This window comes from Companilactobacillus keshanensis (assembly GCF_003946205.1).
GTDB classification, from domain to species: domain Bacteria; phylum Bacillota; class Bacilli; order Lactobacillales; family Lactobacillaceae; genus Companilactobacillus; species Companilactobacillus keshanensis.
This window is the reverse complement of sequence record NZ_RHOS01000001.1, coordinates 68,186-93,030: the sequence shown is the minus strand read 5'-3', so window position 1 is coordinate 93,030 and position 24,845 is coordinate 68,186. Positions and strand designations below refer to the sequence as shown.

The window sequence follows — 24,845 nt, the reverse complement described above, 5'->3', positions numbered from 1 at the left end:
ATGAATTGTTTATGAATTCTTAATACTTCGGCGGGTCTTTTCATTTATAAATTCTCAAGTCCATCAAAAATAGTTAGGTATATTTCAATACCTTCCCTGTAAGGAATATTGCTAATCCCTACAGGAATAGTATAACCTAATTTGTTTTTCACTACTACTAACATTGCTTATTAAATATTAAAAAAGACGTTCTGGGGAGGAACGTCTTTTAAGTAGGGGATTAAATATATATGTTATAGGGGATGAGAAGAGGGATACTTGATATCTCTTTTCTACAATTACTATAATATCCTGATAGTATGAATTAATTGTTGGTAAAATATGAATTATTTGTGAATAATTCAATCGATATTTGCATTTTAAATGGTTTCTAGTATACTAATCACATATTTTAAAGAGATGTCAGCCTTGGCTGAAAGCTGACTAGGATCAATTGGTGTACTAAAAAAGGCGGCTACCTTTATCAGCTTTAGAGACAATGCATTGCATTGTAAAACTTGGGTGGAACCGCGTGTAAAACGCCCCTAGTACTTAATTGTACTAGGGGTATTTTTTTATACAAAATTAAGGGGAGATTCGATGCAAGAAGAAACTAAAAACTCGCTTTCTCGATCATTAGGAAGCAGACATATTCAGATGATTGCCATTGGTGGTGCAATCGGGACCGGATTGTTTTTAGGATCTGGTGATGCGATTCATGAATCTGGACCTTCGATTATTTTGGCATATATGATTGCTGGAATATTTTGTTTCTTCATGATGCGTGCCATTGGAGAATTATTATTATCCGATACCTCTAAACATTCATTTTTGGAATTTATTAGAATGTATCTTGGCGACCGAGCTGAGTTCGCGGCCGGTTGGGCCTATTGGCTTTGCTGGATCACGGTCGCGATGGCCGATCTTACAGCATCTGGTATTTATATTAAATATTGGTTACCAGATGTTCCTCAGTGGATGTCAGCACTAGTTATTTTGTTACTATTGTTCGCAATGAATTTTGTTGATGTTAAGTTATTTGGTGAATTAGAATCAGGATTTTCAACAATTAAAGTTATAGCAATAATTTTATTAGTAGTAGTTGGATTTGGAATGGCCCTGTTTCATTTTCCAGTTGGAGGAGGACACGCTAGCTTTAGTAATCTATTCAACCAAGGCGGATTTTTCCCGACTGGTATTAAGGGATTTGTTATGTCATTTCAAATGGTAATATTTGCTTTTGTCGGTATCGAAATGGTTGGTATTACAGCCGGGGAAACTAGTGATCCAGAGACAAATTTGCCCAAAGCAATCAACAGTCTACCTATAAGAATTGGTTTGTTTTACGTTGGTTCAATGATTGCGATCATGAGTGTCTATCCGTGGTTTAAGATAACAACAACGGCCAGTCCATTTGTGCAAGTGTTCTCTGGCGTAGGTATCAGAGGGGCAGCCGGGATCTTGAACTTTGTAGTTCTAACCGCGGCCCTTTCAGCAACTAACAGTTGTTTATTTAGTACTAGCCGAACACTGTATTCACTTAGTTTAAAAGGCAATGCTCCAAAAAAGTTTAAAGTGATTGGTAAAAATGGCGTTCCAGCTTGGGCATTAGTATTCTCAGCAGCAGCATTATTGGTCATTGTTGCCTTGAATTTCTTCATTCCATCAGATGTGTTTGGGATTATTGCAACAGTTTCAACAATCAACTTTATAATCGTCTGGATGATCTTGATTTGGTGCCATTTACTATATCGTAAAAAAAATCCTCAAGGAACAAAGACATATTTGATGCCTTTATATCCATTCAGTAATTATTTGAGTTTGTTATTCTTTGGCTCGATCCTCATTTTATTAGTGTTTTTGAAATCTACCAGAATACCGATGATCGTAACCTTAGTATTTTGGATCTTCATGTTGTGGATCTTTCGTTTCAAGAAAGAATGACAAGAGGACTTTACAAGAGACAAAAAAACGTGCTATTCTTTCATTAGCTTAATACATATAATTTTGAAAAGAAGAAGTACTATTTACTCAATTCTCAGTGAGTTAAGGACAGTGTGAACTTAACATGCAGGTATTTACGAATAACATCTTTTTTATATCGGCCTGAACCAGTAGTAGGGTTTGACGTTTATGACACGTTATAGTCAGCAAGTATGTTTGTGCTTGTTTGAGATGTTTTTGTAAAAAAACAATTTGGGTGGTACCGCGGAAAGACCTTTCGTCCCTTTTATTGGGGATGTAGGTCTTTTTTTAATTGCCCTTAACGTCTTAGACGTTTAGGGCAATTTACGCGAAGGCTGAAAGCGTCCGCGCTAAGATGATTAGACGTTTAGGGCAATTTACGCGAAGGCTGAAGGCGTCCGCGCTAAGATATAGACGTTTAGGACAATTAAAAAATACTTTTAAACTTTTATGATCTTATATGTATAGTACGTGGATATTTTTGAATGTTCACATAATTTGTCCTAAACGTTAAAGACGTTAAGGACAACTACAAGGAGAAAATGTTATGCAAAAAGTTTTAGCAAAAGATTTATTTACTAAAGAATTCAAGGATGGCGAAGAAATCACTATCGAAGGTTGGATCAGAACTATCAGAGGCTCAAAGAAGATCGGTTTTATTGAAGTAAATGATGGTTCATTTTTGAAGAATGTTCAAGTCGTTTTTAGTAATGATCTTGAAGATTTTGATGAAATCAAAAAATTCCCAATCAGTACAACGATTGAAGTCAGTGGTGAACTAGCCTTGACACCAGGTGCACAACAGCCATTTGAAATTCATGCTACTGCTGTTAAAGAGCTTGGAACTTCAGACAGTGATTATCCATTGCAAAAGAAAGCTCATACGTATGAATATTTGAGAACTATTGCACATTTGCGTCCTAGAACAAATACTTTTTATTCAATCTTTAAAGTACGTTCATTAGCATCGTTTGCTATTCATGAATACTTACAACATAACGGATTCTCATACATTCAAACACCTATCATTACAAGTAGTGATGCTGAAGGCGCTGGTGAAATGTTCCAAGTCACAACTTTAGATATGAACAATGTTCCAAAGACTGATGAAGGTAAAGTTGATTACAATGAAGATTTCTTTAAGAAGGAAACAAACCTTACGGTTAGTGGTCAACTTGAAGTTGAGGCCTTTGCTTTGGCATTGAGAAATGTTTATACATTCGGACCAACATTTAGAGCTGAAAACTCACATACTGGGCGTCACGCTTCAGAATTCTGGATGATCGAACCAGAAATGGCTTTTGCTGATATGCAAGATGAGATCAATGTTTCTGAAGAACTATTGAAGTATGTTGTTCAATATGTTTTTGACCATGCTAAAGAAGAAATTCAATTCTTAAATGACAATATCGATGATCATTTGATCGAACGTTTATCAAATACTGTATCTGAGGATTTTGCTCAAATTACATATACTAAGGCTATCGAATTGCTTGAAGAGGCTGACGTTGACTTTGAAGTTCCTGTTAAGTGGGGACTAGATCTTGAATCAGAGCACGAACGTTACCTAAGTGAAAAAGTCTTTGGCAAACCAGTATTCCTAACTGATTATCCAAAGGACTTCAAGGCTTTCTATATGCGTGCTAATGAAGACGGTAAGACTGTTGCCGCTGCCGACTTACTAGTTCCTGAAATTGGTGAGTTGATCGGTGGATCACAACGTGAAGAGCGTATAGATGTCTTAGAAGAAAAGATCAAAGACTTTGGTCTAAATTCAGATGAATACAAGTGGTATCTTGAATTACGTAAGTACGGTGGAACAGTTCACTCAGGCTTCGGTATCGGATTTGAAAGACTTGTTATGTATCTAACAGGTATGAAAAATATTCGTGATGTGATCGCATATCCTAGAACACCAGGAAATGCTGAATTTTAATATGATATATAAAAAGCTTCTATGAAATTAAATTTTCATAGAAGCTTTTTTAGTTTTGTAAGCTCAAAAATTAATTGATTTTAACAAATTGATTAGTAGAAACTCGATAGTAACTTTCACCATTTATAGTTCCAATACGATCAACTTTGTATGAACCAGGGCTTAAAGTTTTACCAGTATTATTTCCATAATCGTCATAAATGGCCGTACTGTCAGTTGCAGAGAAGACATCAGACACTGGTTTATAAGGATAAACACTATTTGAATTTACGAATTCATTAGTAGAAACACGATAGTATTTAATGCCAGAAAGCGTAGTCGAACGATCAGATTTCCAATCACTTGATGCACGTAATCCACGGTTACTTTCAGCTTTTTTAGAGTTAACTAGCTTAGCATACTTATCGTGATGAACTGAAACATTTGTATTTCCGCTTTCAAATAAATAAACATCATCAGATTTTACCCAGGCGTCAGTAGAGACACGATAATATGTAATACCGTTTAGGATCAGTTGCTTATCACTACGCCAATCTGAATTTTTGGCTAGGGCATAGTCGGTTAGTAGTTTACCCTGACTGTTATACAACGGAACATTTTGAGAACCGGTAGCGACAACTTGATTATTATCTGTAATAATTCCAGTGTCGCTCCCGTTGTTATTATTTCCGGAGTTACCTGAATCGGTCTTTTTATACACGGCATTAATTGAAATGGGCGTAGTATTCGAATCGTCATCACTATACATTTTCACTGTTTTAGTTGTGCCATTAGTATAAACATTTTTTGCGGTCATGGACTTATCAATCGCACTGGATAGTATTCCGTTCAAATCAGTTACAGAAAGATTATTAGTTTTAATATAATCAGATAGTGAGGTTTCGTCGGATGATCCAATTGTGATCTTTGAATTATTTAAGTCTAATTCTGAACTTGGTACTTTAATATTTGCATAAGTATAATCAGGATCATTAACAGGAATTGTGAATGAATGATCCACCTTTGTTCCATCTTCTCCGGTTATATTTACATTGATATTTGTAGGATCAATTTTATTCAATTTAATTGGTGCAGCAACCGGATCAGATGTATACGCGGGGACATCAAATGAATAGTTTAGAGTTGAATCAAATCCGGATTTATACCCTGAAAAGTAGAGATTGTTGGCAGCTGGAGCTACATTTTTTCCAAAAAATTTACTGTCGGAAAGATCAATAGTCTCGTTTTCGGCATTAGTTTTAGTTCCGGAACTATCGGTTACAATACCAAGGACATTGCCATTTGAATCTGTATATTGTAAATAAAAAGAAGTTAATTTTTTAATATTTGCTGGGACCCAGGTTGTAGTATCAGGTCTTGTTACACCAGCACCATATATAGTATCTGTTAATTTGGTACTAGTAATTGCTGTAGAATCATTTTCCCCATCTTTTTTCCAACCTGATCCGGATAGAGTTGCCCCTGTTGATATTTCATTTTCTAGTCCAGTATTAGTCAAAATATTATTTTTGCTCAATGTTAAACTTTCCAATCCGGTCGTGCCTTTCAACATATTCGCTAAAGTTCTTTGGATAGCAAATGTCATATTAACATTTGATAAATCTAAAGAATTTAAGGATGAGTCATTTAAGAACATGTTAGAGAAGTCCGTGGCTGGTGATGTGGGGAACTTTACTAGATCAAATAATTTTATTGATTTTAATGATGTGTCACCAGATAACATACTTGAAAAGCTAGTTGCACTTGAAGTATCTAGGCTAGATAGATCTAACGACTTAAGAGATGGATCGTTAGAAAACATATTTGAAAAAGAACTAGTATTTGAAGTGTCTAGTTTATTTAACCCTTCGACACTAGTTAATTTTGGATAATTATCAAATAAATTTGATAAGGAAGTCCCTGCAGTAACATTACCATCAAAAACTACTTTAGATATGTAGTTAGCGCCAGTATAATCTTTATAATCAGTCCATGATGTATCCCAGAAGTCAGTTGGAAGCACTCCGGAAGTTATATGTAAGGCCAGATTAGAATCATCACCATTTATGGGATATAAGGCCCATGTGGTTGATTCACCGTCTTGACTTGTTAAAACCGGATCGCCAAGGTTATCATCTTTAACAGTGTCAGCAGAAGAAATAGTTGGATGGTCAATGGCGAATATTCCTCCCGTTATCAATGCCGATAATAATAGTAAATTTCTTCCAGTTTTATAAAAGGCTTTTATCATAGTGTATATTTCCCCCTTATTATATTTAATATAAAGTGAAACAATAAAAAGTCATAAAAAAAGAAACTACAAACTTAACTTAAGTATGAAAAAAAATTTGAAAGAATACAACAAATAAGCATAAAAAAGAAGCCGCCTACGCGACTTCTTAATATTAGTTAATTTGGATATGATGTTCGGAATTTTTCTTTTGTTCCATCTTTGGCAAAATAACCTTTAAGACCCCATTGTCATATGTAGCATTGATATTATTTTCATCAACTGCTGGTAAATGATATTGTCTTGTGAAGCGACCGCCTGAGCGTTCATTCATGATCATATCGCCATTTTTATCGGCATGATCATTAAAGCTATCGCGATGACCACTTACTGTCAAAGTATTATTTTGATAGTTAATATCAATATCCTTTTTATTGAATGCTGGCATATCTACATGTAACTCGTAGTTTTTGTCAGATTCTTTAATATCTGTTTTTAGGGTGTCTGTTGAGAGACTATCTCCAAAAAATGATGGGAAATTGCTCCATTGATCGTTGAACAAGTTTCTCATAATGTCATTAGGACGATCCATAATTTCGTTTGTCATAACCTAATTACTTCCTTTCCTCATTACAAGTACATTGTAGTACGTATTGGGAAAGAAATTCAAACATTTAGCACTCTAATATGATGAGTGCTAATACTATTTTTTGTGGAGGTTATTAGGCTCAAAATATTTTTGTAATGAACCGATAACTAAATCGGTGATGACAGCCATTAAAGCAGTAGGTAAAGCACCAGCCAGAATTAGTGGAGCGCCATCAGTTGCATTGGTACCACGAATGATCAAATCACCCAAACCGCCAGCGCCGACGAAGGCTCCAATAGCAGTATTACCGATAGCGACGACCATAGCCGTTCTGATACCGGACATAATAACAGACATTGCTAAAGGTAATTTGACCATGTACAACAACTGTAATCCGGTCATCCCCATACCTTTGGCAGAGTCGATAACGTTAGGATCAACATTTTTCATACCTGTATAAGTATTTTTTAAAATTGGTAAGATTGAATAGAGAAAAATGGTGACGATAACAGTATTTGCACCCAATCCGAGAACTAGCATAACAATTGATAACATAGCCAATGAAGGGATTGTCTGAATAACATTTGCAATACTAATAATAAAATCGCCTAAACGATAATGGTTAGCGATGTAGATTCCTAAGGGAATCCCAACGATTGCAGCCAATAAAACTCCGTAAAATGAAATAAGAAAATGACGGCCGAATTGTTCTAAGATATAAAGACCATTATGTGTAAAATAAAAAATTAATTGATTCCACAACGGCTGATCAGCCATTATTTATCACCTCTGAAATAATTATTTTTAACTAAGAATTGATGGGCTACTTCCGTAGGTTCTTTTAAATTATTATCAACTGCATAGTTCATGCTTTGCATTTGTGATAGCGATATTTTGCCGTCTAAACGATGTAAGAGCGGCTTGAGTTCAGGGTGCTCACGCAAAATATTATTATTTACAACCATACTTACATCGTATGGTGGGAAGAATTTTTTATCATCTGGTAAAATCTTCAAATTGTAACTCTTGATTCGCCCATCGGTTGAATATCCTAAAACGGCCTGCATTTTTCCAGCCGCTACGGCCGAATAAACAAGTCCAATCTGCATTGGATAGACTCGTTTAAATTCAAACCCATAGGCCTGTGCAAAAGCCGGATAACCGTCATCGGGACGATTGATCCAAATGTTGTCGGCACCAATATTTATTTTAGAAGCAATTTTTTTCATATCACTAATAGTATTTAAATGATATTTCTTAGCTGTTTTTTGAGTGACCAACATATTGTATGTGTTGGAAAAGCCATATGTTGGGAACCAAGTTTCATCAAAACGTTTTTTGTAGAGTTTTGTGACTACTCGATTAGCTTTTTTGCGATCCTTGATCGCGGGATGATTCAAGGTAGTGATCAATTCATTACCAGTAAAGTTTTCCGCCGCAATATCAGCATCGCCACGCATTAAAGCTTCGTGAATCAGTTGTCCGGAACCAAGATTGTTAACTAAAGAAGTCTTGTAGTGAGTTTCATGTGAGATCAACTGCATAATGATTTCAGACATGATCATTGATTCAGTAGTTGAAAGACTGGCAACTTTAATGGTGTCTTTGGAAGAATCACCAAGTCCAGGCCAGCCGCATCCAGAGACAGTTATTAGGGTCAACAGTGAAATGATAGTAAAAATCTTTTTGAATAATTTCACTTTTTCACCCCACTTTTTGTAACAGGAGTGACTTTTTTCTCAAATTTTCCTAAGAGATAATCCGTTAAAATAGCCAAAATTGAAACGGGGATCGTGCCACCGATAATTAATGAGGGATTATACAAATTTAACCCATTAAAGATGAAATCACCAAGTCCACCGGCTCCAATGTATGAGGCTAAAGTAGACCATGATATAACATAAACGGCTGAAAGTCTGATCCCGGCCATAATGATCGGCATGGCCATCGGTATTTCAACTTTAAAGATCGATTGTGCAGTGGTCATTCCCAGTCCTTTGGCAGCGTCGATCAAGTTTTTATTGACCTTGTTCATCCCAATGTATGTATTACGCAAAATGGGCAATAATGAATATATAAATAATGCCACAATAGCAGGCAACTTACCGATACCAAAAATCGGGATCATCAGTGTAAGTAGTGCTAGGGAAGGAATAGTTTGTAACATACTTGAGATAGACATCACATATTTAGCAGTTTTTTCATATCTTGTTAAAATGATGCCAAGCGGAACGGCCACTAGAATTCCTAAGAATAGGGCCAGAGCTGAAATATAAATTTGCTCCCAAGTTTTGATGATTAGTTCAGAACCATGTTGGTTGAGAAAGTTAATCACGATTTATCACTTCCCTTAGCAATTGAAGCGGGAAGCTTAATTTCATCAGGGTTATCCAGCTCTTCTTTACCCCAAATAGCATCATAAATAATATTTACCAATGATGCTCTTGTAACGGTCCCAATTAAATAATTATCATTATCGACGATTGGAACGTATTTATAACCTTGTTTAAGGATTTTTTCACTAGTATCTCGTAAATACGAGTCTTTTTTGAACTTCATTCTAGTTCGATTGTAAATGTCACTGACACTAGCGTCTTTGGAATATCTCTCATTGATTGTTTCCAAATCGATGTAACCTTTTAATTTATTATCATCATCAGTTACCAAAAGATAATCAACGTGACGCAAACTCATCGTTCTAATAGCTTCAGCTAGGGATTTACCAAGTGTTATCTTAGCGGGGTTAGTCGACATGATATCACTTACTGAGAGGGTGTTTTGTTGAGCTTGCAACAGACGTTCTTCACCTAACAAATCTTTGACAAAGTCGTTTGCTGGGTGTTGCAGAATGTTATCCGGCGTATCATCTTGAATTACGTGACCACTATCCATAATGACAATATGAGTGGCTAGTTTTAAAGCCTCATCCATATCGTGGGTAACGAAGACAATCGTCTTACCAAGTTCTTCTTGAAGATGCTTGATCAATTCCTGCAAGTCATCACGAGTGATCGGATCTAGTGCTCCGAATGGCTCATCCATCAAGATCAAATCTTGATCGGCTGCCAAGGCTCGGACCACACCAATTCTTTGTTGCTGTCCACCAGATAGTTCAGCAGGATAACGGTCTAGAAAACTTTCCGGTAAGTCGGCCAAGTTGATCAGTTCGCGAGCTTTTTTATCCATTTTTTCCTGTGGCCATTTGAGAAGTCTAGGTACCAGCGTAATATTTTCTTGAATCGTCATATGAGGCATCAATCCATTATTTTGAATTACGTATCCAATAGTACGTCTAAGTTTGACGGGATCGTAATGTCTGATATTGTGTCCCTTGAATGTGATTGTCCCCTTACTAGGATCAATCATTCGATTTATCATTCGCATGGTGGTAGTTTTACCAGAACCAGAAGTTCCAATGAAACAAACAAATTCACCTTCTTTGATAGTTACATTGATGTTTTCAACACCAACAGAACCGCCACGATATTTCTTTGCTACATTTCTAAACGAAACTATTTCTTTAGCAGTATCTTTAGCAGTAGACATAAAACCTCCTATAAAATTTAACAACATCTGCTATGATACAATTATGGGAACATTAATTCAAAAGGCTTTCGGTCTAAAAGAAACACTGAACAGCGCTAAACGTATATATGATAAGGGAACACTCGAATAGGACAAATTTTAGTTAATTTTGAAATAACATTTGGGTATCCTAAAAAGAAAATTTGTTTAGAATTTATGAGCAAAAAGTTAAAGCCCTTTCATTATTTTCAGAAAGGGTGGAGATCATAAAAATATCAATATATACTATGATATAATTATTACTGATTAAATCAAAAGAGGCCTAAAATAATTATGCACGAATTATTAGTTAGACGTATATATGATAAAGAATTACCCGCTGGATACAGAATTTTAATCGACCGTGTATGGCCCAGAGGGGTGTCGAAAATTAAAGCCGATTTAGATATTTGGGCCAAAGAAATTGCCCCTACTTCTGAACTAAGAAAATGGTTTGGTCATGACCCAGAGAAATTCACTGAGTTTAAAGAAAAGTATTTAGCAGAATTAAATGCTAATAAAGATACTGATGAATTCATAAATAAAGTAAAATTGGCACTTAAAGATCAAGATGTTTTGATACTTTATGGTGCTAAAGATCGAGAAAATAACAACGCTAAAGTATTAATAGAATATTTAAAGAAGAAAATAAAATAGTCGGTGAATATTATGGAAGAATTTGATCTGAACGCTTTACTCTCGAGTAAGGAAAAGATGCTAATTCGCTTGCTGCAGAGTTATGCAATATCCAATAATATTGTCATTTGCATTTTAGATAATAATTCCTTAGTTGTTAAAACTGTTGGTGATACCAGTGGCGGGGATGTTTTACCACTGTTAAACGAAAAGTTCAATTTATCTAATATTCAAAATCATAAACTTCTTTACCACATTGAATATGCTGATCGTCCAATTATGATCAATGAAATCAATCAAATAGTTGGAAAAGTCGCGGCTATTTTCCCAGTTAATACAACTGGAAAAGATAATGTTTTGATTTATAACGAATTGAAGCGTCATTGTGTTTTTCTGAAGAATCTCATTGAAAATGTATCACAGTTGATAATCGATAATTCAGGAATCGATTCGTTCATTGTGAAATATCCACTCAAGGTAGAGGATATCATCGATGGGCTAGATGAGAATGAGGCCACAGCATTACAACAACTAAGTAATTTGTCTACATCTAATGAGGCAATTATTTCAGCAATTGAATTTATTGATAACAATTTAGATAAGAGATTGACGCTTGATCGGGTAGCTAAGAGCGTCTATTTGTCAGATTTTTATTTTAGTAAGCTTTTTAAAAAAGAGACTAAACTGAGCTTTTCAGTTTATTTAAATGCCAGAAAAATTCAACAAGCCATGCTGTTGTTAAAGGAAACAGACTTGAGTATTAATGATGTTTCTAAGCGTTTAGGTTTTCGTCGCATGAGTTATTTTAGTCAAACTTTTAAAAAATATACTGGAATTGCACCTTCTCGATTTAGAAATAAGGAAAGTTAGTGTTGTCTTTCATAGACTAATTTATATTAACCGGTGAGTTTTCAATCTTATTGAGAATTTGTCGTTTATTTTTTTCAAGATTTAGGATCCAATAAAAGAGCTCTTGAACCTGGATATATCTCCAGATTCAAGAGCTCTTTTATAGTTAAATTGTATCTAGTCTTTTTGCCGCTTATTGTTATTAATATAATGAATTATCAAAGTGACAATAATAGCACCAACTAAGAAAATGACGAAGACCATATTTGGAATATGGATATTGATCATTGGGATTGATAAGAATAGCTTAATGGCGATAAATAGGATCAGAACATAGGCCATACCTTGCAATTCAGGAATTTTACCCATTAATCCCATAATTACTTCAGCAATACCTCTCATAGCTAAAATACCTATCATACCACCAATCAACACGATGACAGGATTATGAGAAATAGCCAAGGAAGCCAGGACAGAATCAATTGAGAAAACAATATCCATTAACTCTATCGAGATAACTACTTGCCAAAATAGTGAAATATGGAGATGTTTTCTCCAACCTTTAGGGGCAGATTTTTTCTTAGGTGCTTCAGATCCTTCCTTATTCTTATTCAAGAAGAAGTGTTTTATGAATAAGTAGAATAAGTACAGAGCACCAAAGGCTTTAATAGCCCAAAAATTAATTAAGTAAACACCAATACCAATTACTAAAAATCTAAAAATATATGCACCGATCAGACCATAGAAAAGAGATTTTTCTTGGTCTTTTTTATCTGGTAAGGTTTGTGTTTGGGCTGCCAAAACGACGGCATTATCAACGGATAAGATACATTCCATGATAACCAAAGAAAAGATGATCAGCCAATCCTCACCTGACTCAATAACAGTTGCCCAGTTATGTAAGTCAAAGAATGGTGCGTACATATTAATAATTGCATTCAATCAGAACATTTCCTCACTTTATATTTTTATCATTGAAGACATATAATACACAAATCCCTCTGAAATGTATAGCTTCAATGATTTATTCGTTATTTTCATTTTACTAGATATAAAGTCCAAATAATACAGAAAATAAAAAAAGCCGCCAATTGGCAGCTTTTAAACAGCAGGTACGAATGTAGTATAGATCAACCAAATATTTAAAATTGTCAGAATAACGGCTATCAAATAACCGATCCATTTAATAGTTTTATTATTAGCAAATTTACCCATAAGTTCTTTACTACTGGAGTATTTGATCAGTGGGAAAATTGAGAATGGTAAAGCAACACTTAAGAATACTTGTGAAAATGTCAAAAGTGATTCGATCTTAGCTTCGTTACCATTATAGATAACGGCGAAAGCGATAACTGGAATGATTGAGAGTAAACGTGTGATAACACGTCTTGCCCAAAGTTTCATCTTCATGTGGACGAAACCTTCCATAACGATTTGACCGGATAGAGTACCCGTGATAGTAGAGTTTTGACCAGATGCTAGTAAGGCAACGGCAAATAATGTACTCAAGATTGGGCTTGCCACAGCTCCGGCAATCTTTGGATCTTGTAAAGCATTAAATAAATCTACGAAACGACCAAGATCACTCTTAGTACCATAGAATAGAGCAGCTCCTAAGAGTAATAGCAATGTATTAACAACAAAAGCTAATGTTAATTGAATATTTGAATCCCAAGTTGAGAAACGAACAGCTTTTTTAACACTCTTGTAATCATTACGATCGTATTTTCTAGCTTGTGAAATTGAAGAATGCAGATAAAGATTGTGTGGCATAACCGTAGCACCAACAATACCTAAGGAAATATAAAGCATACTTTGGTTTTGCAAAATAACAGGATCAGGAACGAATCCAACGACCATTTGTCCCATGTTAGGCTGTGCCAAAATTACTTCATATAGGAAGACGGCTAGGATCACCATGATCAAAGCAGCAACGATCGCTTCAATTTTCCTAAATCCTAATTTCATTAGTATCAATAATAATAGAACGTCAAAAGCAGTAATAAGAACACCCCAGAGTATAGGGATATTGAATAGCAATTTAAGGGCAATCGCTGAACCGATTATCTCGGCAATATCAGTCGCCATAATTGCTAATTCGGTGACGATCCAAAGAACGAATCCAACACCTTTACTAGTGTTATCTCGAGTTAGTTGAGCTAAATCACGCCCAGTAACAATTCCTAATTTCGCTGCCATATATTGTAATAGCATGGCGATCAAACTGGATATCAGAATAACTGTTAACAGTTTATATTTAAATTGTGCACCACCAGCGATGGATGTGACCCAGTTACCCGGATCCATATAACCAACGGCGACCAGAGCCCCAGGTCCGCTATAAGCTAGTAGTGTTTTGAAAAAGCCGGCATCATTTGGAACCTCAACAGTATCGTTGATTTCTTCAAGTGAAGGACCATTTGCGTAGTGAATCAGGCTCTCATGTTTCTTATCATTATCTTTCAAGCCTCGCTACCTCCTAATTAATCTTTAAACATGATAACATGGAATTGTCAGATTTTAAACAAATTAAAAAATAAAATTAGGCTGACTTAACAACTATCAAAATACTTATATTATAAAGGGTGTCGAATGATTTGTATTAAGCATCATAGTCATTTACAATTATTAGAAAGGGGATGAAAACCATGAATATAATAATTGTAGTTATCGATATAATGTTCTTCGTGAGTGCAGTATATAACATTTACTGGCAATCACAGATTGAAATCCGTTCGATCTATAAGATATCGACATTGGTCTTTGCAGTCATAATGGGTGCTTGGCTACTCTTCTCACCAACCAATCAGTTGGCTTATATCGTTATGGTAGCCGAATTTTTGACGTTGACCATCATGAATGGTGTTGGCGGCATCGGTAATAGTAAAATCATTTTAAATGGATTTTACTCTGGTGTTCTCGATTACTCACGAATAATTCATGTAACCCTTATACCAATAGAAATTACTGGTAAGAAGCCTAAGGTTGCGGTAGTTTTCAACACTAACCGCCCTCAGCAAATTCAGATGAGTTTTAATAAATCATATAAAGATATTGAAAATTATTTAAGCGATAAACTGAATAGTGGTGTGGAAATGGAAATAGGTCAAATTTAAATATGAAAGAGCTCTGAGAATTTTTCTCAGAGCTCTTTTTAGTTTGCACTATTTAAGTCTCGGATATGATATCCAATATATCCTAGTATGATCAGTATTGCTGCAAGTATTAGCTGCCACCAAAAAGTTCCGGGATCCATTTGGTGAACCGGCACCTTATTGATATAACCAAATGGTGTTAGTTTAGAAATCCATTTTGACAGGTCGATCAATTTGCCAAAGTATTCGACAAACAAAGCAAAGCCTGCATAAAGATAACTGACAACAGATATTCTTGGGATCCAACCAATAATGAAGGATGATATTCCTAACATTATCATGATCGGCGAAATATAAGCATAAAATCCCCTTAGGAAAACAGTTAATTCAATAGGGTGCTTCATAACAGAGGCTCCTCCTAACTGAAGTCCCCACATGCCGGCAAATAGGGCGGTCAAACTTGTTAAGGCACCTAGCACTAGAACACTAGTAAATAAGTAAGTTCGACTAACTGGTTTGGAATGAATTAGTTCTAGATAACCTTTATTTTCACCAGTTTTAAGGTAATTGATGATCTGTATACCAGGGAAAAGTGCCAGAACACCAAAGACAATCATTAATAATGCTACGAATTGTTTGATTATCAAAACATTAGCGTTTTGGACGGCCACCGAGCCAACTAACTTTTTCATAGCAGGATTGGTTTTGAGAATATCGCCGATAGTGTTGAAGATAGATCCATAGGTAAGGCCTAAAATTAACAATCCAATTACCCAAACAATAATGGTAGTACGATGCAATCTCCAAAATAAACTTAATGGGCCACGTAAAAATATTGAAGCACGGGCACGACCGGGTTTAGTAGCTATGATTCCTGAACCAATATCACGATGATTATTGATCCATAACGCTGCTATGGAAAGAATCAAGGAAAGTCCCAACATCAAAAAGACTGGAGTCCAGTCATTGTCTTGATAAGTTGAGAATTTCTCGACCCAACCGAAGGGGACAAACCAAGTAGCTTTAGGATGGGAAATATCAGTAGTCATTCTGGCTATATACATAAGTCCAAAAATAACGTAAGACCAGATAGTTGCTGAACGAGAATTATCGACTAATTGTGCCAAGAAGGCAGCAATAGTAGCGTACATAAAACCAGTTGCTCCAAGCCCTAATCCTAAGAGAAAGTTACCATTAGTATCGGTACCGGTTAGGTTAGCGACCTGTAATCCACCACCGTATAGTAGACCAATCAATAAATTAATAATGAATAATTCAATTAAAGAAGCAGATAAATTAGATAATTTCCCCACTGAATGTGATTGAATGATTTCCAGTAATCCTGAGTCCTCTTCACCACGGGTATTTTTAATAATGATAGAAAAATTCATGATCGCTGCAATAATAGCCATGAAGACAGTCATTTCACCAGCAAAGACATCGGCGGTAGTATAGGGCCCATTGCCAGGTAATTTACCAAATAAGGATACCATTGAAGGTGATTTTAAAGTTTTGACAATTTCATCGATCGAAGCTTGAGAATCATAGATAGTAGTAAACTTAGCGGCTACTGATGCAAATAGGATTACAAGAAGACCCGACCAAATTGTCAATTTTAACCAGTCTCGTTTTAAACTAAAACGTGTTAAGAAGAAAGTTTGATGAAAATTGCGATTTTCCATAATAGCTATCTCCCTTCATTTGAGTTGTAGTATCTCATGAATAAATCTTCCAAAGTTGGAGGAGTGGATTGTAGTGAGACTATTTTTTTACTAGATAAGTAATCCATAACAGAACTCATTTGATCCGAGTCAACTGAGAAGGTAGTTAATCCATTAGTATTCAAAATGATATTATGAACTCCATTGAGGTTTCTTAGTTCAGTTGTGGGTTCCATAGTTTGAAATTGGATAACTGTCCTAGTTAAATGTCTCATATCGGAAAGGGAACCAGTTTCAACGATTTCTCCATCACGAATAATACCAATACGATCACACATTTTTTCAACTTCTGAAAGGATATGACTGGAGAGAAGAACGGCCTTACCAGCTTGTTTCAGTTCTAAAACAGATTTTTGAAATATTTCTTCATTCAAAGGATCAAGTCCAGAAGTAGGTTCGTCAAAAATATAGAAGTCGGCATCTGTCGAGAAAGCAGCGACCAAGGCCACTTTCTGACGATTACCTTTTGAATATGTTCGAGCTTTTTTAGTGGTGTCTAATTGAAATCGTTTGATCATTTCATCAGTTTTCTTTGAATGTTTAGTGTTACCCAATTTCAAAAATAAATCGATGATTTCTCCACCAGTTAAATTAGGCCATAAATAAACATCCCCAGGTACGTAGGCCAATTTTTTGTGGATTGAAACCGAATCTTTATATACATCTTTGCCAAATAATGTGGCAGTGCCACCTGATGCACGTAAAATTCCTAAAAGAGTTCGGATAGTAGTTGATTTACCAGCACCATTGGGTCCGATAAAGCCAAATACTTCTCCGGGATAAACATCGAAAGTGACATTTTTTAATGCTTGAAATTTACCAAAATTCTTTTGTAGATGATCAATATGTAAGATTGCCTTACTTTTTTGTTTCATCATGATGATCCCCTTTACATATATTTAAATTTATAGGCAATAAACTTGAATTTTTAATAATAAGATGAAATATTTTTCTTGGATAGTTCATTTATCAAAGAGTATATTAGTTGGGTGGATGGTGAGTGTCAACCTTTAAAATTGGGTAAACTGAACTATCTTGGTGTTTGAAAATAAATATATTGATTTACTAATACAAAAAGTGAAATATGAAGAAAAAATAATTATGGAGGGAATAATGACGAATAATCAAAAGCGCAAAGAGAATAAAAAAAGTGACATTTTAAGTGCTGCTACAAAAGTATTTGTTACAAATGGATACAAAAATACCTCCGTTGCTCAAATAGCAAAAGAGGCAAATTCATCGCAAGTTACACTGTATAAATATTTTCCTAGTAAAATTGAATTAGCTAGAGAAGTCATGATCAAGATGATTGTTGATGGTTATGCAGGATATGACAGGCAACTTGAAAAAGCCAATTTGAATTTTAAAGAAAAAATTGAAGGTATCCTAAATTTTGGTAGTAGTGAAGCTGAAACAGTCAATCGAGATTTCATGAATTTTATGATTGACGAATTTCAGGCCGCTAATGGTGACGACCGAGTTATGAAGACTTATGAGGCCGGTAAAGAGGGATTCTGGGGCAAAATTCTCAAACAAGGTCGAGCTGAAGGAATGATCAGTGACGATATTCAAGATGAAGTTGTTATGATGTATGTTGATATGATTTTAACGTATTTCATGAATCCGGCTACAGCCCAAAAGACTAAAGATATTGTTACAAAAAAATATTCCAATGGATTAGCGCGTATTTTCTTTTACGGAATTATGGGAAAGTGACTTCGGAAGTATTAACTGATAATCAGCAAAGAAATCACTATTGAGCTTACCGAACTCGTCTATTAAAGCATGAAATTCACCGGCTTCATCTGGAGTGTAGTTGAAGTCTGATTCAACAACTTTCTTTAACTGCATATACGTTGGCTTATTATCGAAAGCATTTAAAGTTTTGAAAAGTTTCATGCAGTAATTGTCGGCCACAAAGGTAGAACGGTGAAAGTAATATAGAAGCAATACATCAGCAGTCTCATTGCCGATTCCTTTTAGAGATAATAATTTCTTACGTAGTTTTTCCGTAGATAGTTTGGACCAGTTGTTAAAATCATCTCGATAGGCGGTTAGTAACGATTGTAGGTAGATTGATTTATTACGGAAGAATCCACTGGGTTGAATCAAGTTTCTTAGTTCATCTAAGGGAAGATTCAGTAATTTGTCTAATTCAAAATTCGTTTTTTTTCGTAAATTGTCTAATGATCTGTCAACATTTTTCCAATTGGTATTTTGAATCAATACCATTCCGACTAGCATTTCCTCGATACTATTAGTAGGCCACCAGTTTTGACGACCTAGTTGCTTACTTAATATTTCAAAAAGCTCTCTGGTAGTTATTTTCTTTTTCAAATTATTCCCTCCGGATACTTTTAGTATCATGGTTTCTTTAACATAATTCAAATCGAGGAAAGACACAGTCGTATTTACCTTGAGTATACAAAAAAACGATAACCAAACGGTTATCGTTTTTGCTTATTCAGATCTTAATGCTGTAGCAGCATCTTTTTTAGCAGCCATACGAGCTGGAATGTGTCCACCTAGTACAGTTAATACCGTACTTACAATGATCAAGATCAGAGCATGGACTGGATTTAGCTGAGCAACATTGCTCAAATCGGTCATACTCTTTAAAACCGCATTGATCGGGAAGGTTGCCAGCCAGGCGATTACTACACCGAGTACACCAGAGGCGACACCAAGAATAGTAGTTTCAGCATCGAATACACGTGTGATATCTTTTTTCCTAGCTCCTAGGGCCTTCAAAATACCAATTTCTTTGGTACGTTCAAGAACTGACGTATAGGTAATAATCGAAATCATTATCATACTTGTTACTAGAGAAATTCCAGCGAAGGCAATCAAGACATAAGTTATAGCGTCCATCAAACCACCTGTTAGATTAGAGACAGATCCTGCCAAGTCAGTATAGACGACCTTATCGGACTTACTCTTACCCTTATTGTATTTATCAAGATAACTTAAAACTTTATCTTTATTCTTAAAGGTATTTGGATAAATCATGATGCTTGAAGGTGTCTTTGAACCACCTAAGTAACTTACTAAGCTAGATTTTGTAGTGGCATCAACGGTTTCGCCCGTTATAACGTTGCTCTTGCTAGCCTTTTGAGCGGTAACAATGTCAGAATTTTCATTTTGCTTGATAATATTCTTTGTTAATTGATCACTATAAGCAACACCGGAAGCTAAAATATTTTCAGATGAGCTAGATTTTACACGTAGGATACCTGAGATTTTTAGAGTTGTGTTGTTACTATTATTGTACATTGATGAATCAGCACTATTAGGAACGAAGTTATTGGTTGGTAATTTTTGATAGTAATTATTATTTGAAACAACCTTTACTTGCGTACCGACTAATTTATCAAAGTTTAGTTTTTGACCATCCTTAACTGAGAAGCCAAGGTTCTTTAAGGCGTTGACATTAGTTGAATTATCCTTATCAACGATTAGAACAATGTCATTAGCGGTGGTTGGTAATGATCCGGAGATCACCTTGTAGTGCTTCTTTAAAAAGCTTTGACCATTTTTGCCGCCCGGATAAACTGATCCACCAACACCAGTCGAGGTTGCCATGGCACTGCTCATAGCATTGGCAGAATTGGCATTACTGTCAGTATTTGAAAACTTAACGGTTTTTACTTTTCCATTAACCTCACGCAATAAGTTCATTCCAGTTGAATAGCTATAAGTAATAGTTTTACTTAATTTAGGATTGATATTATTAACATAGTTTATATATTTCTTGTTGATCTTATTAACATGAGTAGCCTTATCTGCCTCACTCTTTTTAGCAGTGATCTTATCAGACTTAGAGGTCTTTTTATCCTTATTAGATGTTGGTGCTGTCTGATTTGAAGCAATTTGAGATATTGTAATCGGGAATTGGGCTAAAGTATTAGATTGAGTTTTATCAATTTGCGTTTGAAACCCTGAAGATAGAGCCAAAACGATGGCAATACTGATGATACCAATACTTGAGGCGAAAGCCGTGAGGAATGTTCTAGCCTTCTTAGTTTTAATATTGGTAAATGATAGTTTTAATGCGGTCCAGAAAGTCATTTTCGTTTTCTTTAAGGCAAATTTATCATCTTTCAAATCTTCTTGATAAGGATTTGAATCATGTTGGATTTTACCATCAGCAAATTCAATAATGCGATTAGCATATTGCTTAGCAAGATCAGGGTTATGTGTAACCATGATAACTAGGCGTTCTTTGGATAGCTCTTTGATAAGTTCCATGATTTGAACACTGGTTTCAGTATCCAAAGCGCCGGTTGGCTCATCGCAGAGTAAAATTTCTGGGTCATTGGCAATCGCACGGGCGATCGCAACACGTTGCATTTGACCACCAGATAATTGATTAGGTTTTTTATTCATATGTGGACCTAAGCCCACACGTTCCAAAGCCTTAACTGCCTTTTCTTTCTTTTCAGCGTTGTCGACTCCACTAAGGGTCATTCCCATTTCGACGTTATCTAAAATACTCAAATGTCCAATAATGTTGTAACTTTGGAAAATAAAACCAACGGAGTTGTTACGATAGGCGTCCCAATCTGATTCGGAAAAGTCCTTAGTTGATTTGCCTTTGATAACCAGATCACCTGAATCATAGATATCTAGTCCACCGATGCCGTTTAGCATAGTTGTTTTACCAGAACCACTAGGTCCTAGGATGGCAACAAATTCTTTGGTTCTAAATGATACTGAAACGTCATCTAAAGCCTTAGTTACAGAATCACCGACATAGAAATACTTCTTAATATGTTTTAATTCCAGCATTTAATTAATCCTTTTATTTAAAATTTGTAATGTTCAAAATTCAATTCTTTGTTAGAATGTCATTATTGCAACACCATGTTTCATATAATAATAATTTTATATTTATAACGCAATCATCAATTTAAGACAATTTGTTTTTAAATGGACAGATCGTACAAAAGTGTTGAATCTATGGAGGAATCAATGGTAGGAATTAAAAATAATCGACGAGCCCGTTACACAAAGAAAATGATTCAGGAGACCGTTTTAGATTTGTTGGAAGACAAGCCGATAAACAATATAACGGTGACGGAAGTGTGTCGTCAGGCTGATGTCAATCGAACGACTTTTTATCGTTATTACGATGATATTTATCAATGTGTCGACGATGTTGAAATGGAGTTTTTAGAATCAAGTGAACCTCTAGAAAAAATTCAGCCCACAACGGCTTTAGAAGGATTACTGACAGCCTTTTATAACGATAGGAAGTTGAGTAATTTGGTTTTTGTAGAAGGTAAAACCAGATTGTTAGAAAAATTACAGAATGCGATGGATCAAAATGGTAAGGAATTTATCGATCCATATCAGTCGGTCTACTTGATGGCAGGGATGCAGAATATTATGAAACTCTGGGTCAAAAATGGTATGAAGGAAACGCCTCATGAGTTGACACAAATAATTATAAGAATAATCTTCGCTGACGACATTAGAAAGGTACGTGATTTTGTCATTCCCAAGAATTAAGAATAGTTGGGATACGTTTTTCGAGTTTAATTGTTTATTTGGATTTTTATTTTGTGTTAGGATGTTATTCGTGCGCAAAAAAATCAAATAGGGGGAAGACATATGCAAGAACTTATATTTGTTATGGGATCATTGTGGATTTTACTGCTTGAAAAGTATGTCTTAGCTAATAACTCGAATTTTTGGGTCGGAGCAATTGTACCGATTATCTCTATCATATTTGTCATCTGGTTATTATCGACTGATCGCTTAAAGATAGATTTTTTAGATATTCTAGTTGCATTGATCTATATATCTTTGAATTTTATTTTCTGGGGTCAAGGACAAGACTTATATCATAGAAGAACTGTCAAAAAAGTTAATGATAGGATTTACGAATAACAGTTAAATTATTTGAATAATCAGATTTAAGGACACATAATGACAATAGATTTGGGAATGTATTTCTTAAATCGATAAATTCATGGAAAGAAGTCATGATGATGAAATCTGAAAAAAGAGATCGAATATACTTGGTCCTATTTGCATTGTTTATCATTGCAGGTATTATAGCGCTATTTGTTTCTAAATCATTAGCAATTATCAGTTTCATTGCCGCCGCAGTGGCTTGTATTGCTTACTTTTGGGATATTGTAGCTAAACATCACGGATACAAACATAAGATTAGTTAAAATGAAATTTAAGGTATACTCATTGGAGTATATCTTTTTTTTGGAGGAATCTATAATGTTAAAAAAGTTTGAAGTGATGTTATATGTTCAAGATGTTTCCATTATTGGAGATTTTTTTGAGAAAGCTTTAGATGCTAAAATTGTTAAAGAAACTAATATGATCGATGGTAGTATTTCACTGAAACTATCATTATTAGACCGAGTAGAAATAAATCTTTATACAATAGATTTTGTTAAAAAGTATTCACCAATGGTCTCATTAGAAATGCCATCATTGATGTTTATTGTTGATGATATTGAAGAAGTTCATGATCAAGTTGCTAAATATGCCAAGGATATCAGTACAATTTCCGTTCAGGGCGGTCAAAAAGTATTTAGTTTCGCCGATCCTGAAGGACATTACTTTGCAGTGGGAAATTAGAGATTATGAATTTTAAGAATAAAAAAAGTAGTTGCATAACACCAATAAGTGAGATGCAACTACTTTTTAGTAATGGGTGATTTTATAATATTGGTGATAATAATCTAGAGAATCTTTGTTTAAAGTGCAACCATTTACCCTGGCTTTTAATGACTTCAGGTGTGATCAATAGACTATCTTTCATATCTTTTTCAAAAGCCCTAGCAACTTTATGCGAAACTTTAGAGTCATAGATAAAAGCATTAGCTTCGAAATTTAATGAGTAACTTCTGAAATCTTGATTCATTGAACCAACTGAACATATCTTTTCATCAAATACACTAGCTTTGGCATGCATAAAGCCCTTTTGATAACTGTATATTTTAATACCATAACTAGTCAGCAGATTAGCGTAGTATTGTGTAGCTCGGTAAATAAAGGGGTGGTCTGGCATACAAGGTATCATAATCCGGACGTCGACACCAGAACGGGCAGCAATTGTCAGAGCTGTAAACATCGGATCATCAGGAACCAAATATGGCGATTGTATCCAGACACTCTTTTTAGCACTGATGATCATATCAATGAAACCATCTTTCAAAACTTCAGAACGGCTATCTGGTCCGTCAGTAACGATTTGGATAGGGATATTGTCTTTATTGTCAAAACGATCAGATGGAAAATACCTTTCGGAGAAGGCAAGTGCTTCTTCACTTCTTTCAATAGAGGCATTCCAATCCTGGAAAAAGCGTTCCTGCAATAGTAAGGCGGCGACACCTTTGATACGCACATGTGTATCGCGCCAATATCCAAATTTTTCTGTGACGTTTACATATTGATCACCAACATTAAACCCACCAGTCCAACCAATGCATCCATCAACAACAACAATTTTTCTATGCAAATGGTAGTTCAAACGTGTTTTAGCAATGACATTTTTGGAGGTTATAAATTGTAATACCTCACCGCCGGCGGCTTGAAATTCTTTAAACCAGCTTTTGCGGGTACCGTTTGATCCCCATGGATCATAGAGTAGTCTGACTTCAAGACCTTCTTTAGCTTTTTGAGTCAGTAATTTTAAGAATTTTTCACCGATATCACTTTTGATAAAAGCATAATATTCAACGTGAACAGTTTCTTTGGCATTACTAACATCGTTAAACATTTTTTCAAATTTTTCTTTACCATCAAAGACTAAATCAACATCGTTATGACGGGTCAAAGGTGTTTCTTCAGTTTCATTGAAAAATTTGATTATATGTTCAGCATAGCGAGTTTGATCTGATCGATTTGTAATTGCCTCAGGAGTCTGATTTTTAATGGCTAATTGTCTTTTTCTCTCAGATAATTCCATTAATTTCAGTTGATCCAAACCAACGTGTTTTTGATTACTGATACTAAAGATTTTTTCCTGAGCAATTCCACGACCAAAGAAGGCGTAAATCAGGAACCCTAGAATTGGTAGAAGCGTCAATACCAAGATCCAAGCCCAAGTAGTAACGATATTTCTGGGTCTATGAAAAACGGTGATAAGTGCGGAAATAGTATTCAGCAATAAGATAATAAGTATTAGCCAAATAATCCATACATCAATCATTATTTAATCCCCTCCATAATCATAGTAAAAAGTTTACTTCAAATTATGTTGAAAATCTAATTTTGAGAGCTACTTTATGAAAGAAATAATTATTCTAAATAAAAAACGACCCGACCAATTGGT

At 35.1% G+C, this 24,845-nt stretch carries 23 protein-coding genes and 1 other annotated feature; of the genes, 10 read left to right on the top strand and 13 right to left on the bottom strand.

What is annotated here, in order from left to right; all coding sequences use genetic code 11:
- Positions 1-579: 579 nt before the first annotated feature.
- Both EKM64_RS00480 and asnS read left to right on the top strand, forming a co-directional pair.
- Positions 580-1,923 carry an amino acid permease gene (locus EKM64_RS00480; protein WP_125674473.1) on the top strand — a complete coding sequence of 448 codons (1,344 nt, stop codon included), beginning with the start codon at positions 580-582 and terminating at the stop codon, positions 1,921-1,923.
- Between the two features lie 54 nt (positions 1,924-1,977).
- Positions 1,978-2,211 (top strand) — a binding site (T-box leader).
- Between the two features lie 280 nt (positions 2,212-2,491).
- Positions 2,492-3,880 (top strand): asparagine--tRNA ligase, encoded by a 1,389-nt coding sequence (gene asnS / locus EKM64_RS00475; protein ID WP_125674471.1) that lies wholly within the window; start codon positions 2,492-2,494, stop codon positions 3,878-3,880.
- 70 nt (positions 3,881-3,950) lie between these two features.
- On the opposite strand, the gene EKM64_RS00470 is transcribed toward asnS, so the two are convergent.
- From EKM64_RS00470 to EKM64_RS00445, 6 genes are all read right to left on the bottom strand, one after another.
- Complete coding sequence (locus EKM64_RS00470; RefSeq protein WP_125674469.1) at positions 3,951-6,110, bottom strand: BspA family leucine-rich repeat surface protein; 2,160 nt, start codon at positions 6,108-6,110, stop codon at positions 3,951-3,953.
- A gap of 154 nt (positions 6,111-6,264) precedes the next feature.
- Entirely contained in the window at positions 6,265-6,696 is a 432-nt protein-coding gene (locus EKM64_RS00465; protein WP_125674467.1) for an Hsp20/alpha crystallin family protein, read from the bottom strand.
- A gap of 96 nt (positions 6,697-6,792) precedes the next feature.
- Positions 6,793-7,455 carry an ABC transporter permease gene (locus EKM64_RS00460; RefSeq protein ID WP_125674465.1) on the bottom strand — a complete coding sequence of 221 codons (663 nt, stop codon included), beginning with the start codon at positions 7,453-7,455 and terminating at the stop codon, positions 6,793-6,795.
- On the bottom strand, positions 7,455-8,378 hold the full coding sequence (locus EKM64_RS00455) for an osmoprotectant ABC transporter substrate-binding protein (RefSeq protein ID WP_125674463.1): 924 nt from the start codon (positions 8,376-8,378) through the stop codon (positions 7,455-7,457). The genes EKM64_RS00460 and EKM64_RS00455 overlap by 1 nt, the downstream gene beginning before the upstream one ends.
- The gene (locus tag EKM64_RS00450) at positions 8,375-9,013 is read right to left on the bottom strand and encodes an ABC transporter permease (RefSeq protein WP_125674461.1); all 639 of its coding nucleotides are present in this window, start codon (positions 9,011-9,013) and stop codon (positions 8,375-8,377) included. Before EKM64_RS00450 ends, EKM64_RS00455 begins: the two co-directional genes overlap by 4 nt.
- Entirely contained in the window at positions 9,010-10,224 is a 1,215-nt protein-coding gene (locus tag EKM64_RS00445; RefSeq protein ID WP_125674459.1) for a betaine/proline/choline family ABC transporter ATP-binding protein, read from the bottom strand. The genes EKM64_RS00450 and EKM64_RS00445 overlap by 4 nt, the downstream gene beginning before the upstream one ends.
- 312 nt (positions 10,225-10,536) lie before the next feature.
- Here EKM64_RS00445 and EKM64_RS00440 point away from each other — a divergent pair, with 312 nt between their 5' ends.
- Positions 10,537-10,899, top strand: coding sequence for a DUF488 domain-containing protein (locus EKM64_RS00440; protein WP_125674458.1), 363 nt, complete (start codon positions 10,537-10,539; stop codon positions 10,897-10,899).
- Positions 10,900-10,911: 12 nt separating this feature from the next.
- The gene (locus EKM64_RS00435; RefSeq protein WP_125674456.1) at positions 10,912-11,748 is read left to right on the top strand and encodes a helix-turn-helix transcriptional regulator; all 837 of its coding nucleotides are present in this window, start codon (positions 10,912-10,914) and stop codon (positions 11,746-11,748) included.
- 156 nt (positions 11,749-11,904) lie between these two features.
- On the opposite strand, the gene EKM64_RS00430 is transcribed toward EKM64_RS00435, so the two are convergent.
- Positions 11,905-12,669, bottom strand: coding sequence for a TerC family protein (locus EKM64_RS00430; protein WP_125674454.1), 765 nt, complete (start codon positions 12,667-12,669; stop codon positions 11,905-11,907).
- 159 nt (positions 12,670-12,828) lie between these two features.
- A complete protein-coding gene (locus EKM64_RS00425) occupies positions 12,829-14,193 on the bottom strand; it encodes an Nramp family divalent metal transporter (RefSeq protein ID WP_125674452.1) in 1,365 nt (454 codons plus the stop codon).
- A gap of 182 nt (positions 14,194-14,375) precedes the next feature.
- Here EKM64_RS00425 and EKM64_RS00420 point away from each other — a divergent pair, with 182 nt between their 5' ends.
- Positions 14,376-14,843, top strand: coding sequence for a hypothetical protein (locus tag EKM64_RS00420; protein WP_125674450.1), 468 nt, complete (start codon positions 14,376-14,378; stop codon positions 14,841-14,843).
- A gap of 38 nt (positions 14,844-14,881) precedes the next feature.
- Here the strand turns inward: EKM64_RS00420 and EKM64_RS00415 are convergent, their stop codons facing one another.
- Positions 14,882-16,504: an ABC transporter permease gene (locus tag EKM64_RS00415; RefSeq protein ID WP_125674448.1), complete on the bottom strand. Its 1,623-nt coding sequence runs from the start codon at positions 16,502-16,504 to the stop codon at positions 14,882-14,884.
- 5 nt (positions 16,505-16,509) lie between these two features.
- Entirely contained in the window at positions 16,510-17,421 is a 912-nt protein-coding gene (locus tag EKM64_RS00410) for an ABC transporter ATP-binding protein (protein ID WP_225420912.1), read from the bottom strand.
- Positions 17,422-17,656: 235 nt separating this feature from the next.
- On the opposite strand from EKM64_RS00410, the gene EKM64_RS00405 reads away from it, so the two are divergent.
- Entirely contained in the window at positions 17,657-18,259 is a 603-nt protein-coding gene (locus EKM64_RS00405) for a TetR/AcrR family transcriptional regulator (protein ID WP_164505255.1), read from the top strand.
- Here EKM64_RS00405 and EKM64_RS00400 read toward each other — a convergent pair.
- Together EKM64_RS00400 and EKM64_RS00395 are read right to left on the bottom strand one after the other, a co-directional pair.
- Positions 18,221-18,880 carry an endonuclease III domain-containing protein gene (locus EKM64_RS00400; RefSeq protein WP_125674443.1) on the bottom strand — a complete coding sequence of 220 codons (660 nt, stop codon included), beginning with the start codon at positions 18,878-18,880 and terminating at the stop codon, positions 18,221-18,223. The genes EKM64_RS00405 and EKM64_RS00400 overlap by 39 nt on opposite strands.
- A gap of 123 nt (positions 18,881-19,003) precedes the next feature.
- Positions 19,004-21,331 (bottom strand): ABC transporter ATP-binding protein/permease, encoded by a 2,328-nt coding sequence (locus EKM64_RS00395; RefSeq protein ID WP_125674441.1) that lies wholly within the window; start codon positions 21,329-21,331, stop codon positions 19,004-19,006.
- A 183-nt stretch (positions 21,332-21,514) separates the two neighbouring features.
- Between EKM64_RS00395 and EKM64_RS00390 the strand changes: the two genes are divergently transcribed.
- The 4 genes from EKM64_RS00390 to EKM64_RS00375 all read left to right on the top strand — a co-directional run bounded on the left by EKM64_RS00390 (position 21,515) and on the right by EKM64_RS00375 (position 23,146).
- Positions 21,515-22,054, top strand: coding sequence for a TetR/AcrR family transcriptional regulator (locus EKM64_RS00390; protein ID WP_125674439.1), 540 nt, complete (start codon positions 21,515-21,517; stop codon positions 22,052-22,054).
- A 102-nt stretch (positions 22,055-22,156) separates the two neighbouring features.
- On the top strand, positions 22,157-22,435 hold the full coding sequence (locus EKM64_RS00385) for a hypothetical protein (protein WP_125674438.1): 279 nt from the start codon (positions 22,157-22,159) through the stop codon (positions 22,433-22,435).
- Positions 22,436-22,530: 95 nt separating this feature from the next.
- Positions 22,531-22,725: a hypothetical protein gene (locus EKM64_RS00380; protein WP_225420911.1), complete on the top strand. Its 195-nt coding sequence runs from the start codon at positions 22,531-22,533 to the stop codon at positions 22,723-22,725.
- A 55-nt stretch (positions 22,726-22,780) separates the two neighbouring features.
- A complete protein-coding gene (locus tag EKM64_RS00375; RefSeq protein WP_125674435.1) occupies positions 22,781-23,146 on the top strand; it encodes a VOC family protein in 366 nt (121 codons plus the stop codon).
- Positions 23,147-23,228: 82 nt separating this feature from the next.
- Here EKM64_RS00375 and cls read toward each other — a convergent pair whose 3' ends face one another.
- Complete coding sequence (cls, locus tag EKM64_RS00370) at positions 23,229-24,722, bottom strand: cardiolipin synthase (RefSeq protein WP_125674433.1); 1,494 nt, start codon at positions 24,720-24,722, stop codon at positions 23,229-23,231.
- Positions 24,723-24,845 lie beyond the last annotated feature (123 nt).